General features: G+C 68.7%; 12 protein-coding genes. 6 read left to right on the top strand and 6 right to left on the bottom strand.

Features of this window, described 5'->3' with window-relative positions:
* Nucleotides 1-6: 6 nt before the first annotated feature.
* Nucleotides 7-1,359, top strand: a complete 1,353-nt coding sequence (locus ASC46_RS17400) for a cytochrome c peroxidase (RefSeq protein WP_245280607.1) — start codon at nucleotides 7-9, stop codon at nucleotides 1,357-1,359.
* Nucleotides 1,360-1,408: 49 nt separating this feature from the next.
* Here the strand turns inward: ASC46_RS17400 and ASC46_RS17405 are convergent, their stop codons facing one another.
* The 6 genes from ASC46_RS17405 to hemB all read right to left on the bottom strand — a co-directional run bounded on the left by ASC46_RS17405 (nucleotide 1,409) and on the right by hemB (nucleotide 7,223).
* A complete protein-coding gene (locus ASC46_RS17405; RefSeq protein ID WP_055460575.1) occupies nucleotides 1,409-1,975 on the bottom strand; it encodes a biotin transporter BioY in 567 nt (188 codons plus the stop codon).
* Nucleotides 1,976-2,190: 215 nt separating this feature from the next.
* Nucleotides 2,191-2,937 carry an arginyltransferase gene (locus ASC46_RS17410; RefSeq protein ID WP_055460576.1) on the bottom strand — a complete coding sequence of 249 codons (747 nt, stop codon included), beginning with the start codon at nucleotides 2,935-2,937 and terminating at the stop codon, nucleotides 2,191-2,193.
* A 76-nt stretch (nucleotides 2,938-3,013) separates the two neighbouring features.
* Nucleotides 3,014-3,463 (bottom strand): RDD family protein, encoded by a 450-nt coding sequence (locus tag ASC46_RS17415; RefSeq protein ID WP_055460577.1) that lies wholly within the window; start codon nucleotides 3,461-3,463, stop codon nucleotides 3,014-3,016.
* Nucleotides 3,464-3,504: 41 nt separating this feature from the next.
* Nucleotides 3,505-4,749: a threonine ammonia-lyase gene (locus tag ASC46_RS17420; protein WP_055460578.1), complete on the bottom strand. Its 1,245-nt coding sequence runs from the start codon at nucleotides 4,747-4,749 to the stop codon at nucleotides 3,505-3,507.
* Between the two features lie 87 nt (nucleotides 4,750-4,836).
* Complete coding sequence (locus ASC46_RS17425; RefSeq protein WP_055460579.1) at nucleotides 4,837-6,174, bottom strand: branched-chain amino acid ABC transporter permease; 1,338 nt, start codon at nucleotides 6,172-6,174, stop codon at nucleotides 4,837-4,839.
* A 41-nt stretch (nucleotides 6,175-6,215) separates the two neighbouring features.
* Nucleotides 6,216-7,223: a porphobilinogen synthase gene (gene hemB / locus ASC46_RS17430; protein WP_055460646.1), complete on the bottom strand. Its 1,008-nt coding sequence runs from the start codon at nucleotides 7,221-7,223 to the stop codon at nucleotides 6,216-6,218.
* 327 nt (nucleotides 7,224-7,550) lie between these two features.
* Here hemB and ASC46_RS17435 point away from each other — a divergent pair, with 327 nt between their 5' ends.
* The 5 genes from ASC46_RS17435 (at nucleotide 7,551) to glyA (ending at nucleotide 13,116) form a co-directional block, all read left to right on the top strand.
* A complete protein-coding gene (locus tag ASC46_RS17435; protein ID WP_245280608.1) occupies nucleotides 7,551-8,615 on the top strand; it encodes an enoyl-CoA hydratase/isomerase family protein in 1,065 nt (354 codons plus the stop codon).
* Between the two features lie 31 nt (nucleotides 8,616-8,646).
* Nucleotides 8,647-9,135: a DUF6163 family protein gene (locus ASC46_RS17440; protein WP_245280609.1), complete on the top strand. Its 489-nt coding sequence runs from the start codon at nucleotides 8,647-8,649 to the stop codon at nucleotides 9,133-9,135.
* Nucleotides 9,136-9,466: 331 nt separating this feature from the next.
* Nucleotides 9,467-9,967 (top strand): transcriptional regulator LdtR, encoded by a 501-nt coding sequence (ldtR, locus tag ASC46_RS17445; RefSeq protein ID WP_055460581.1) that lies wholly within the window; start codon nucleotides 9,467-9,469, stop codon nucleotides 9,965-9,967.
* A gap of 266 nt (nucleotides 9,968-10,233) precedes the next feature.
* Nucleotides 10,234-11,514 carry a L,D-transpeptidase family protein gene (locus tag ASC46_RS17450; protein WP_082464892.1) on the top strand — a complete coding sequence of 427 codons (1,281 nt, stop codon included), beginning with the start codon at nucleotides 10,234-10,236 and terminating at the stop codon, nucleotides 11,512-11,514.
* A gap of 297 nt (nucleotides 11,515-11,811) precedes the next feature.
* The gene (gene glyA, locus ASC46_RS17455) at nucleotides 11,812-13,116 is read left to right on the top strand and encodes a serine hydroxymethyltransferase (protein ID WP_055460582.1); all 1,305 of its coding nucleotides are present in this window, start codon (nucleotides 11,812-11,814) and stop codon (nucleotides 13,114-13,116) included.
* Nucleotides 13,117-13,139 lie beyond the last annotated feature (23 nt).

The raw sequence follows: 13,139 nt of genomic DNA on the forward strand, positions 1-13,139 counted from the left end.
CGATTGATGCGCGCAGGCAGCAGATTCGGCGCAGCCTTTGATCGGGCGGTGCGGCGGCCGTGGCGCGCGGCCGCCGGTGCCTGCGCTGTCGTGCTCTGTGCCGGCCTGTCGTTGGCTGAGGCGCCGCCGCCGTCCGTGCCGGCCGATGTCCTCGCCGCCTTCGCCCGTCCTGCGCGGCGCCCCTCGGCCGAGGACGACGATGCGCGGCAGGTCGCACTCGGGCAGGCGCTCTTCTTCGACACGCGGCTGTCGGGGGATGGCAGCCTCGCCTGCGCCTCCTGCCATGATCCGCAGCTTGGCTTCGCCGACGGCGTGCCGCTCGGCCGCGGCATCGCCGGCAGCCGCCTGCCGCGCCACACGCCGGCGCTGTGGAACCTCGCCTGGGGCCGCACCTTCTTCTGGGACGGGCGGGCCACGAGCCTGGAGAGCCAGTCGACCGGGCCCATCGAAAGCCCGGTCGAGATGGGCGCGAAGCTGGAGGATGTGGTTGCCCGCCTCTCCGACGATTCGGCGATGCACGCGGCCTTCGCCGAGACCTTTCCCGAGCGCCCGGTGGTCGACGGGCTCAACCTGTCACGGGCGCTCGCCGCGTTCGAGCGCACGCTCGTCTCGCCGGAGACCCGCTTCGACCGCTTCGTGGCGGGCGAGCGCGACGCCCTGAAGGCGGACGAGATCGCCGGCTTCCGCCTCTTCACCGGCAAGGCCGGTTGCGTCGCCTGCCACAGCGGCTGGCGCTTCACCGACGAGGCCTTCCACGACATCGGCCTTCCCGGCGACGACCGCGGCCGGGGCGCCGCCCTCGGCCTTGCGGCGGCCGATCACGCCTTCAAGACGCCGAGCCTGCGCGAGATCGCCTGGACGGCGCCCTACATGCACGACGGCGCTCTGGCGACGCTGGAGGATGTCGTCGCCCATTACGAGCGCGGCATCGTCGACCGGCCGACACTGTCGGCCGACCTGCCCAAGGGATTGTCGCTGAGCGAGGAGGAGAGGGGCCAGCTCATCGCCTTCCTCGGTACCTTGTCGAGCGAGGATCCGCCGCGACCGGCCTCGCTGCCGCCGCATGTGGAAGCGGCGCCGGGCAGCGTCGGGGCCGTGTCGGTGTCCACCATCGGCCAGGCCGGCAAGCGCTTCGCGCCGGATCACGTGCGCATCCGCGCGGGCGAGGGGCTCACCGTGGTCAACGACGACACCCGCACCCACAACGTGCGTGTCGACGATCCGCGCCTCGCTTACAGCTCCGGCGCGCAGGAACCCGGCGACAAGGTGGTCCTATCCTTCGAGGAGCCCGGGCAGTTCCTCGTCACCTGCGGCATCCACCCCGAGATGCGCCTTACGGTCGAGGTGGCGCCGAAATGAAAAGGGCGGGCCCGAGGCCCGCCCTTCCGGATCGAATCGTGTCGCGCGCTCAGCGCCGGCGGTCGAGCGCCACGACGCTCGCATAGGCGAGGGCCGACTTCAGCACCGTGCCGAGGATGAAGGGCACGAAGCCGGCGGCGATCGCCTTCTCGAAGCCGATGAGATGGGCGAGCCAGGCGACGCCCGGCACGAAGACGATGAGGTGGCCGACGAGGAGCGAGACCGCGAGCTTGCCGTAGTGGCGGTTCCAGCCCTGGTCGGCGAGCCAGCCGACGAAGGCGGCGGCGAGGAGAAAGCCCACGAGATAGCCGCCCGTCGGGCCCATGGCGTAGAGGATCCCGGCATTGCCGCCGGCGAAGAGCGGCAGGCCGGCGAGGCCCTGCGCAAGGTAGGCCACCAGCGTCTCGCTCGCCAGGCGCCAGCCGCAGAGCGCGCCGACCAGCAGCACCGCATAGGTCTGCATCGTCATGGGCACCGGATACATCGGCACCTCGATCCAAGCCGAGGCCGCGATGAGCCAGCTGCCGAGAAGCACGACGGTGGCCCGGCGCAGGGCGGAGGAACCGACAAGACGCGCCAGCGGCGCGGCATGAGGGGTGGAGGTGGTGTACGACATCAGGGGACTCCCAATCGATGCCGCGACACTTCCTTGGCTGTGCGCCGTCGTCAAGCCCGTCGATGTGGGAAAGCTGGGGCAAGGGGCCGAAACCGGAGTGCGCCGTCGTGCCCTGGGGACTCATCTCGGCGCCTCCGGCGAGTCATTGCGCTGGTCCCCGGGTCGCATTCCGCTCCGCTGCATGCGTCCGGGAAACGGGAGTGTCGCGGGAACCCTCAGCCGAAGCGCACCCAACCCTGCGGATAGAGCCGCTCCTGCGGCAGGAAGCGGGCCTTGTAGGCCATCTTGCGCGAGCCCTCGACCCAGTAGCCGAGATAGACATAAGGCAACCCGAGGCGCCGTGCCTTGGCGATATGGTCGAGGATCATGAAGCTGCCGAGGCTGCGCTCGCCGTCGTCCGGATCGTAGAAGGAATAGACCATCGACAGGCCGTCGCCGAGCACGTCGGTGAGTGCCACCCCCACGAGGTCGCCCGTGCCGCGGCCGTTGATGCCCGTATCTGGCCCGCGCCGCCGGTATTCGACGAGGCGCGTCGGCACGTGGCTATCCTCCACCATCATGGCGTAGTCGAGCATTGTCATGTCCACCATACCGCCGTCGGAATGGCGCGCCTCGAGATAGTGGCGGAAGAGCGAATATTGCTCGGAGGTGGGGATCGGCTCGCCCATGGCGCCGGCGAGGTCGGCATTGGCCCGGAGCACCCTTTTCAGGTTACGCCCCGGCCGGAAGGCATCGACGACGATGCGGACCGAGACGCAGGCCTTGCAGTGCTCGCAGGCCGGGCGGTAGGCGATGGTCTGCGAGCGGCGGAAGCCGCCTTGCGTCAGGATGTCGTTGATCTCGGCGGCCCGCCGGCCGATGAGATGAGTGAAGACCTTTCGCTCTTCCCGACCCGGCAGATAGGGGCAGGCCGAGGGCGCCGTCAGGTAGAACTGCGGCGCGTCGCGCGGTTGCGTCGTCACCTCGTTCCTCCCTCCGTCCATCGCCCGCGAGAGTATCCACTGACGATACCACCGCCCTGACGGCGCTCAAGCGCCGTTACCGTGCGTTCACGATCGTCAGCCCCGTGAGCACGTCGTGCAGCAGCCGCCGGTCGTCGCGCAGGAGGCCGACGAGGATGTCGATCACCAGCACCAGCACGGTGCCGGCCGCGACGTAGAAGAAGAGAGCGTGGACGGCTGCGGTGATGAAGTCGACCCGCGTGCCGCGGGGACCGATCACCCTGAGGCCCAACATGCGCATGCCGATGGTCGACTGCCGGCTGCCGCCCACCGTGACCGCGCTGTAGAGCACGCCCGTGCCTGCCCCGACGAGCGGGAACAGAAACCAGGCGAGCCCGAAGGTGAATACTCCGAGCACCGCCACGATGACGAACAGCATCACCATGAGCACGGCGATGACGCAGATGTCGACGAGATAGGCGAAGAGGCGTGGCGTCAGCACGCCCGCGGTGGCCTCGGGCGGCAGCGTCGGCATGTTCTCACTCATGGATCCTGTCCTGTTTCGAGGGGGCGGCTGGTCGTGGTGCCTCACGGCGTCTCGCTCAGGCCGCGGGCATCGACACGGCGCGGAGCGAGCCCGTCCGCCTCGAGCGCGGCGAGGATGGCGCGGGTGTGCTCGGCATCGCGGGTCTCGACCGTGAGGTCGATGGTGACCCCCTTGGCCGGGACATCGAGATAGAGGCGCCCGTGCGAAACTTCGAGGATATTGGCACCGAGTTCCCCCAGCCGGCTGGCGACACGGCCGAGCAGTCCCGGCCTGTCACTCGTTGTAATGCGGAAGGAGACGATCCGTTCCGCCCGCTCCAGCTCGCGCACCATCACCGAGGCGAGGAGCCGCGCGTCGATGTTGCCGCCGCACAGGACGAGCCCCACCTTCCTGCCGCTGAAGCGCTCCGGCCGGGCGAACATGGCAGCGAGGCCGGCCGCGCCCGCGCCCTCCGCCATGGTGCGCTGCTGGGTGGCATAGGCGTTGACCGCCCGTTCGATCGCCGCTTCCTCGACGAGGATGATCTCGCTCGCGAGCGCCCGCACGATCGGCAAGGTCATCGTGCCCACCGTCTTGACCGCGATGCCCTCGGCCAGCGTCGGTCCGCCGATGGGCAGGTCGCTGCCGGTGATGGCATTGTGGAAGGAGGGGTAGAGCAGCGCCTCGACGCCGACGACGTCGATCCCGGGCTTCAGCGCCTTCGCCGCCACGGCGATGCCGGAGAACAGGCCGCCGCCGCCGATGGGCACGACGAGCGTGTCGAGGTCCGGCACGTCGGCCAGCATCTCGAGCGCGATGGTGCCCTGACCCGCCATGACGGCCGGATCGTCGTAGGGGTGGACGAAGACGAGCCCTTCCTCGGCGGCGATGGCACGGGCCCGCTCGGCCGATTCGTACAGCGTCTCGCCGAAGAGGACGACGCGCGCCCCGTGCGCCCGGGTGTTCTCCACCTTCACGAGGGGCGTCGCCTCGGGCATCACGATGGTGGCGGGAATGCCGAGCCGCCGCGCGTGATAGGCGACCGCCTGGGCGTGATTGCCGGCGGACATGGCGATGACGCCGCGCCGGCGCTCGTCGTCGGTGAGGCGCGTCAGCTTCACCAGCGCGCCGCGCTCCTTGAAGGAGCCGGTCGCCTGCATGTTCTCGTGCTTGACGAAGACCTCGGCGCCGGTGAGCGCCGACAGGCGCGGAGCGGGCATCATCGGGGTGCGCAGCACCTTTCCGGCGACGATGGCCGCCGCCGCTTCGACATCCGCGAGGGTGATGGCGTGCCGCTCAGCGGTCATTCCCGATACGTCCTCCAGCATGGCTTGCCAGCCGCTCCCCTTAATCGACGCCGACCGCGCGGCCTATCGCAGATGCTGCGCGGCGGCTCATATCTCGCGCGGCACAAGGTGGCGTTCGCCGAACAACCCGCCCGGCCGCAGCACGAGGAATAGCACGAGCAGGCAGTAGACCGCGATGTCGCGCAGCTCGATCGGCAGGGCCGCCGACCAGGCGGCCTCCACTGCGGCGATGATGAGTCCTCCGGCGAGCGCGCCGGCGACCGAGCCGATGCCGCCGACGACCGCCGCGACGAGCGCCTTCAGCCCGAGTGCCAGCCCGCCGGAAAAGCCGACGCCGCCATATTGCGCGACCATCAGGAAGCCCGCGAGCGCGGCAAGGCCGGTCGCGAGGGCGAAGGTGAGCGAGAACAGCACGCGCCCGTCGATGCCGAAAAGGGCGGCGGCCACGGGATCGTCGGCATAGGCCCGCCAAGCGCGGCCGAAGTGCGTGCGTGCCAGCAGGATGATGAGGAGTCCGGCCGCCAGCGCGCCCGTGGCGGTGACGAGGAGCGACATGGGCGTGACGGTGACGAGGAAATCGCGGGTCCCGGCAATGCCGAGTGTCGCATTCCACACCGGCGGCACCCAGCGTCCGCTCTCGCCCTGGGCGAGGCGCAGGTATTCGGCGAGCGCGATGGAGAGCCCGACCGTCACGATGACGATCTGCTGGCCCTTGAGGCGCAGCAGTGGCACGACGGCAAGCCGCCCCGCGACGAGCCCGTGCAGGGCGCCCGCCATCACCGCGACGACAAGACCCGACAGAAGGCCCGGCAGCGGCGTCACGACGCCGCCGGCGACGGAGAGCGCGATGGTCAGCGTCGCCGCCATGCCGCCGAGTACGGCGAACTCGCCGAAGCCGAGCATGATGCGCCGCACGAGACCGAAGATGAGTGCATAGGAGGCCGCAAGGAGGCCGTAGATCGCCGCCATCGGCAGAGCGGCAAGGGCCTGCTGGAGGCCGTAGGCGAGGGGCGAGGGCAGTTGCAGCACGCGCGCTGCGCCCGCCCTCCGCTCCGGGTCGGATGCAGCCGCCTCTGGCGTCTCGAGATAGAAGCGCTGCAGGAAATAGACGGAGGCGTCGCTGAGCGCCCCCCGCTCGGTCGTGATGCCGACGAGCCGTGCCTTGCCCGCGGCAAAGCCGGTGCCGGCGAAACGGCAGGTGATTGTCCGTCGGCGCGTGCCACGCGGGGTGCCGACCTCGTACTGGATCAGCACCTCGTTGCGTCCCGGCCCGGGGCGCGGCTCCGACAGGCGAAAGTTCGCGCCATCGGCGTTGAGGGCCGGGATCGCCTGCCGGCAGATGCGCGCCTGCTCCGCATCGACGCCGCGCCCGCAGCCCGCAAGGGCAAGGCAGGCAGCAAGGAGCAGGAGGATGCGGCGCAGCATGGCCGCACTGTAGCGGGCGCCGCGCGCCGCGAAAGGGGCCTTTAGAGCGCGCGGCCGAGCTTCTCCGCAATCCGGGGTGCGAAATAGGTCAGGATGCCGTCGGCACCGGCACGCTTGAAGGCGAGGAGGCTCTCGACCATGGCCCGCTCGCCGTCCAACCAGCCGTTGCGGGCCGCCGCCTCGATCATCGCGTATTCGCCCGACACCTGATAGGCGAAGGTCGGCACGCCGAAGGTGTCCTTGGCCCGGCGCACGATGTCGAGATAGGGCAGGCCCGGCTTGACCATGATCATGTCGGCGCCTTCCTCGAGATCCATGGCAATCTCGCGCATGGCCTCGTCGGAATTGGCCGGGTCCATCTGGTAGGTGCGCTTGTCGCCGACAAGCGTCGCGCTGGTGCCGATGGCGTCGCGGAACGGCCCGTAGAAGGCGGAGGCATATTTGGCGGCATAGGCCATGATCTGCACGTCCTGGAAGCCGGCCCCGTCGAGCGCGGCGCGGATCGCAGCGACGCGCCCGTCCATCATGTCGCTCGGGGCGATGATGTCGCAGCCGGCTTCGGCCTGCACCAGCGCCTGCCGCACGAGCAGGGCGACCGATTCATCGTTGAGGATGGTCTCGCCCGCGAGCACGCCGTCATGCCCATGGCTGGTATAGGGATCGAGCGCAACGTCGGTGACGATGCCGACCTCCGGCACGGCGTGCTTGATGGCGCGCACGGCCTGGCACACGAGGTTGTCGGGATTATGGGCCTCGCTGCCGGCCTCGTCGCGCAGGGCCGGGTCCGTATAGGGGAAGAGGGCGATCGCCGGGATGCCGAGCGCGGCCGCCCGCTCGGCGTCGCGCACGGCCATGTCGACCGACAGCCGCTCGACGCCCGGCATGGAGGCGACCGGCACGCGCAGCTTGTCGCCGGCGATGACGAAGAGCGGCCAGATGAGATCGTTCGTCGTCAGCACGTTCTCCTGCACCAGCCGACGGGCCCACTGCGCTTTGCGGTTGCGGCGCGGGCGCTTGACGGGCACCGGCAGGGCCGGCGCGGCGAGCATCTCCCCGCCCGCACGCTTGCGCTCGTCGAGGGGGCTGACGGTCTTGGATGTCATGGTGTCGCTCTCGAAGTCTCGCTCGTGCCGCAGGTCGGGCGCTTCATGCAGGTCCGGCCTGGCGCCGTCGCTGTCCATCGTGCCCCCTTGCCCTAGCATGATCGCGCGGCGGCCCGGAAGACGTGCCGATGCCGCACAGCCATTCGCCAGACACCGGGCCGTGCATTTTTCCCCGCCGTGCCCCGCGCCGGTGCGCGTTGACGCTTGGCACGCGCGCCGGCACCTTGCCCGTCGAAGACGTGCTCGATGCAAGACCTTGAGGGAGGAGACGACGTGCAGTCCGATCAGGCGGCGGAAGCGGAAATCCTGTGCGAGCGGCGCGGCGCTGCCGGCGTCGTCACACTCAACCGTCCGAAGGCGCTCAACGCGCTCACCCTCGGCATGGTGCGCGCCATGCGCGCCGCGCTCGACGCCTGGGAGAAGGATCCGGCCGTCACCCGCGTCGTCGTCACCGGGGCCGGCGGCAGGGCCTTCTGTGCCGGCGGCGACATCCGCCGGCTGCACGATCTCGGGCGGGAAGGGCGCATCGACGAGGCGCGTACCTTCTGGGGCGAGGAGTACAAGCTCAACGCCCGCATCAAGAGCTACACCAAGCCCTATGTCGCGCTTATCGACGGCATCGTCATGGGCGGCGGCGTCGGCCTGTCCCTGCACGGCAGCCACCGGGTGGCGAGCGAGAAGCTGATGTTCGCCATGCCGGAGGTCGGCATCGGCTTCTTCCCGGATGTCGGCGCCACCTACGCCCTGCCGCGGCTGCCCGGCGCCGCCGGCACCTATCTCGCCGTGACGGGGGAGCGCATCGGCCTTGCCGATGCCTGCGCCCTCGGCATCGCCACCCACGCGGTCGCCTCCTCGGCCATGGGGCAGGTGCTGGACGATTTATGCGCGGGCGGCGACATCGCGGCGGTGCTCGCCGCCCATGCCGTCGATCCCGGCGCGCCGCCGCTCGCCGGCGAGCGGGCGATGATCGACCGCTGCTTTGCCGGGGCGGACATCCCCGACATCCTGAATCGATTGCTGAGCGAAACTGGCCAAAGCTCTGAAAATGCAGGCAGGCTGGCGGCGCTCATGCGCACCAAGTCGCCGACCAGCATGGCGATTGCCCGCGAGCAGATGCGCCGCGGCGCCAGCCTCACTTTCGCCGAGGCCATGCGGCTGGAGTACCGCATCGTCTCGCGCATCGCGGAAGGGCACGACTTCTACGAGGGGGTGCGCGCCGTGATCGTGGACAAGGACCAGGCGCCGAAATGGCGCCCGCAGCGCGTCGAGGAGGTGACAAGCGAGGCGATCGCGGCTTATTTCGCCCCTTTACCGGAAGGCGACCTCGCCATCGATTGAGATGGCCGGCCCTTCCCGGCGGAAAGGGGTGATGGGCATGTTCCAGCACGGCGGAGACGACGAGGCCCGTGGCGGGCAGCCGGGCGAACCACCCGGCACGACGCGCGGGCTGCTCGATGCCATCGCCCTGCACGAGCGGGCGGCCGCCCTGCGCTGGGACCAGATGCTCGTCTGGTTCATGCGCGTGATGGCCTGCGCCTGGCTGGTGAAGGGTCTCGGCGCCTGGGCCGTGCTGCTCGGCTTCGGCCCGGGGGAGGGCGTCGCCTTCGAGGCGCGCTCGCTGTCCTTCCAGGCCACCATCATCTACTTCGCCGTCATCGACCTCGTGGCGGCCGTCGGCCTGTGGCTGACGAGCACGTGGGGCGGCGTGATGTGGCTTCTGGCCGTCACGAGCCACATCATTCTCGCCTTGTTCTTTCCGCGTATCGTCATGAGCAATGCCATGACGCTGAGCGCATTCGTCTCGCTCATCCTGCTCTATCTCGCGATTTCATGGAAAGCGGCGCGCCAGGAAGACTGATGTCTTGTGCTCGGCGGCCTTCCTTTGCGGACTCATTGCAAGGGAAATGCACCGGCTGGCGATCTTTTCCCTTGCACCGGGCGTCAACGTCGGTTGCAATGAGGGACAGCCTGCAGCGAATGCGGGAAGGAGTAGATGAGGCATGTCTGCCGAATGGACGTAATGACCGAGGGATCGTTGAGGTTTGATTCACGACGTTTCGCAAAGATTTGATTCATCCTATTGCTTAAATTCGTCTTCATCGGCGCAGGCTATCGTACTCCTCATAAAAGGCCGGAAGATCACAATCCGGCCTGCGTAACAGGCGATGGGGCGTATGATGGGGACTGTGATGAAGACGGTAGAGCCGACGCCGGTTCATTCCATAGACGCTGAAATCGGTCCGCTCTACTTGGAGGCGTTGACGCTGGTGGAGCGGTTGCATCGCCGTCTGCTCGACGTCATCAAGGACGAGTTCGAGCGCCGCGGGCGCACGGACGTCAATGCCGTGCAGGCGCTGCTGCTCTACAACATCGGCGACAAGGAGCTGACAGCGAGCGAGCTGCGCACCCGCGGCTACTATCTCGGCTCCAACGTGTCCTACAATGTGAAGAAGCTCGTCGAGATGGGCTACCTGCACCATGCGCGCTCGCGGGTCGACCGCCGCTCGGTGCGGATCAGCCTGACCGACCGCGGGCGCGAGGTTCACGAGATCGTGTCCACGCTCTACGACAAGCACACGCGGACGATCGAGGCCATCGGCGGCGTCACGGCCGAGGATTTCCGCAACCTCAATCAGGCCCTCGTACGGCTCGAGCGCTACTGGACGGATCAGATCCGCTACCGGCTCTGATGTCCCTTTTCATGAATCGCAAGGCGTCCGGCGACCCGGCACGGTCGCCGGATGTTGCATAATTGCAGCGCCCGGATTTTTGCGCGCGATGGGGCCGGATCATGGCGCCGCCTGCCACAAATTGGCCCGAGTGCTCGCCGACAGCTCACGCTTGATTAACCGTAGACGGTTTAATTAGGGTCAGTCGTCCCTACGGGCGGCGATGTGGCGGCGTTCTTGTGCGCCGCCGGCAGTCACAGCGAATTCGACGATCAGGATTCCTGCCAGTGCGCATTTCGGTTTCCAAACTCCATGCCTTCGCCTTTGCCGGCGCCATCGCGGTTGCATATGCCGCCCTCTCGGCTCCGGCCGGCGCCCAGCAGCCCATGGTGATCGCCTCCCAGGCCGAGTGGAGCCAGGGCTACGATGCGGCGCCCCGGATCCGGGTGCAGCGCTCCTTCATGCCGACGGTATCGCAGGAGGCGATCGTCGGCACCGAGCAGGCCATCGCGCGCTATCGCGACATCGCGGCGCGAGGCGGCTGGGGCCAGGTCTCATCCAACCAGCGGCTGCGCATGGGCGCCAAGGGCCCGGGCGTCGTCGCCCTGCGCGAGCGTCTCATCCTGTCCGGTGACCTCGAGCCGTCCGCCGGTAACTCGCCGGTGTTCGACACCTACGTCGAGGCCGCGGTGAAGCGCTTCCAGGCGCGGCATGGCCTCAATGCGACCGGAGTCGTCAACGGGCCGACCGTTTCCGCGCTCAACGTGCCGGTCGATACCCGCCTGCGCCAGCTCGAGATCAATCTGGTGCGTCTGCGCGCCCTCTCGGGCGACCTTGGCGAGCGCTACGTGATCGTCAACATCCCGGCCGCCCTCGTCGAGACGGTCGAGGGCGGGCAGGTCGTCAGCCGTCATGCCGCCGGCGTCGGTAAGATCGACCGTCAGTCGCCGATCATGAACGCCAAGATCACCGAGATCAATTTCAACCCGTTCTGGACGGTGCCTGCCTCCATCATCCGCAAGGACCTCATCCCGAAGATGCGGCAGGACCCGACCTACCTGTCGGACAACAAGATCCGCGTCTACAACAGCCAGGGTCAGGAAGTCCCGCCGCAGAGCATCAACTGGAACTCCGACGAGGCCACGCGCTACATGTTCCGGCAGGATCCCGGCGCGGACCTCAACTCGATGGGCTTCGTGCGCATCAACATTCCCAACCCGCACGGCGTCTACATGCACGATACGCCGGCCAAGGGCATCTTCGGCGACGACTTCCGCTTCGTCTCGTCCGGCTGCGTGCGCGTGCAGAACGTGCGCGACTACATCACCTGGCTGCTCAAGGAGACGTCCGGTTGGGATCGCGCGGCGATCGACCAGGCGATCGCCTCGGGCGAGCGAATCGACGCCCGCCTCGCAAGGCCGGTGAACGTCTACTGGACGTACATCACGGCCTGGGCGTCGCCCGACGGCATCGTGCAGTTCCGCGACGACGTCTACAACCGCGACGGCCTCGGCGTGCAGAACGTGATGGCGGCGGCCCAGGCGGAAGAGACCGAGCCGGTCAACTGACCTGCCATCCCGACCGATCGAGAAGCGGCCCGTCCCTTGGCGGGCCGCTGTCTCTTGTTGCAGGCGCCTGCCCATGCAGCGGGTGCGACGCCGTTGAGCGTCCGGTGCCTGTTGGCGCTCGTCGAGCGAAGTGTTATGCACCTCTCGTGCGGGACGAGAGGGCCCGCCCCAACATATCGTAGGTCATCACACGAAAGGCTTGCGCCCCGGCTGGACGTCCCGTCCAGCGCCTCGGGAGGCGGGCGGCCCCCGATCGTCGGTGACCCGGATCCGGTGACCTGAAGTCGAGGTGAAGCCATGAGCGCGAGCAACGCCGTTCCGTCCCATCTGTCCAACAGCTTCTTCTCGGCCGGGCTGGCGGATGCCGACCCCGAGATCGCCCGTGCCGTCGCGCTCGAGCTCGGCCGCCAGCAGACCGAGATCGAGCTCATTGCCTCCGAGAACATCGTTTCGCGAGCTGTGCTCGAGGCGCAGGGGTCGGTGATGACCAACAAGTACGCCGAGGGCTATCCCAAGCGCCGCTACTACGGCGGCTGCCAGTTCGTCGACATCGCCGAGGAACTCGCCATCGAGCGTGCCTGCCGCCTGTTCGACTGCCGCTTCGCCAATGTGCAGCCCAATTCCGGCTCGCAGGCCAACCAAGCCGTGTTCATGGCGCTCGCCCAGCCGGGCGACGTGTTCATGGGCCTCGACCTCGCCGCGGGCGGGCACCTGACGCATGGCGCCAAGCCCAACATGTCGGGCAAGTGGTTCCGCCCCGTGCACTACACGGTGCGCGAGGACGACCAGCGCGTCGACATGGACGAGGTCGAGCGCCTCGCCCACGAGCACAAGCCCAGGATCATCGTTGCCGGCGGCTCGGCCTATTCGCGCCATTGGGACTTCGCCCGCTTCCGCCAGATCGCGGACGCTGTCGGCGCCTATTTCATGGTCGACATGGCCCATTTCGCGGGGCTCGTGGCCGGCGGGGCGCATCCCTCGCCGTTCCCGCACGCCCATGTGGTGACGACGACCACCCACAAGACCCTGCGCGGGCCGCGCGGCGGCATGATCCTCACCAATGACGAGGACCTCGCCAAGAAGATCAATTCCGCCATCTTCCCCGGTCTGCAGGGCGGCCCGCTCATGCACGTCATCGCCGCCAAGGCGGTGGCCTTCGGCGAGGCGCTGCGGCCCGAGTTCAAGGTCTATGCCCGTTCGGTGGTCGAGAACGCCAAGGTCCTCGCCGACACGATGGTGGAGGCGGGTTTCGCCGTCGTCTCCGGCGGCACGGACAACCACCTGATGCTCGTCGACATGCGCCCCAAGGGCCTCACCGGCAAGGCGGCCGAGGCGGCGCTCGGCCGCGCGCACATCACCTGTAACAAGAACGGCGTGCCCTTCGACACCGAGAAGCCGACGATCACCTCCGGTATCCGGCTCGGCACGCCGGCCTGCACGACGCGCGGCTTCGGCGTCGCCGAGTTCAGGCGCGTCGGCGAGCTCATCGGCGAGGTGCTCGCCGGGCTCGCCAAGAACGGCGAGGAGAACAACGCGGCGGTGGAGAACGCCGTGCGCGAGAAGGCGCACGAGCTGACGCGGCGGTTCCCCATCTATCCCTGAGGCCGCCACGGCCGGAGAAGCGC

Source organism: Chelatococcus sambhunathii (assembly GCF_001418005.1).
Classification (GTDB): Bacteria; Pseudomonadota; Alphaproteobacteria; order Rhizobiales; family Beijerinckiaceae; genus Chelatococcus_A; species Chelatococcus_A sambhunathii.

Coding starts and splice junctions, on each gene's coding strand:
- ASC46_RS17400 (WP_245280607.1), top strand. CDS start 7: ATGCGCGCAGGCAGCAGATTCGGCGCAGCCTTTGATCGGGCGGTGCGG.
- ASC46_RS17405 (WP_055460575.1), bottom strand. CDS start 1,975: ATGTCGTACACCACCTCCACCCCTCATGCCGCGCCGCTGGCGCGTCTT.
- ASC46_RS17415 (WP_055460577.1), bottom strand. CDS start 3,463: ATGAGTGAGAACATGCCGACGCTGCCGCCCGAGGCCACCGCGGGCGTG.
- ASC46_RS17420 (WP_055460578.1), bottom strand. CDS start 4,749: ATGACCGCTGAGCGGCACGCCATCACCCTCGCGGATGTCGAAGCGGCG.
- ASC46_RS17425 (WP_055460579.1), bottom strand. CDS start 6,174: ATGCTGCGCCGCATCCTCCTGCTCCTTGCTGCCTGCCTTGCCCTTGCG.
- hemB (WP_055460646.1), bottom strand. CDS start 7,223: ATGCTCGCCGCGCCGGCCCTGCCGGTGCCCGTCAAGCGCCCGCGCCGC.
- ASC46_RS17440 (WP_245280609.1), top strand. CDS start 8,647: ATGGGCATGTTCCAGCACGGCGGAGACGACGAGGCCCGTGGCGGGCAG.
- ldtR (WP_055460581.1), top strand. CDS start 9,467: ATGAAGACGGTAGAGCCGACGCCGGTTCATTCCATAGACGCTGAAATC.
- glyA (WP_055460582.1), top strand. CDS start 11,812: ATGAGCGCGAGCAACGCCGTTCCGTCCCATCTGTCCAACAGCTTCTTC.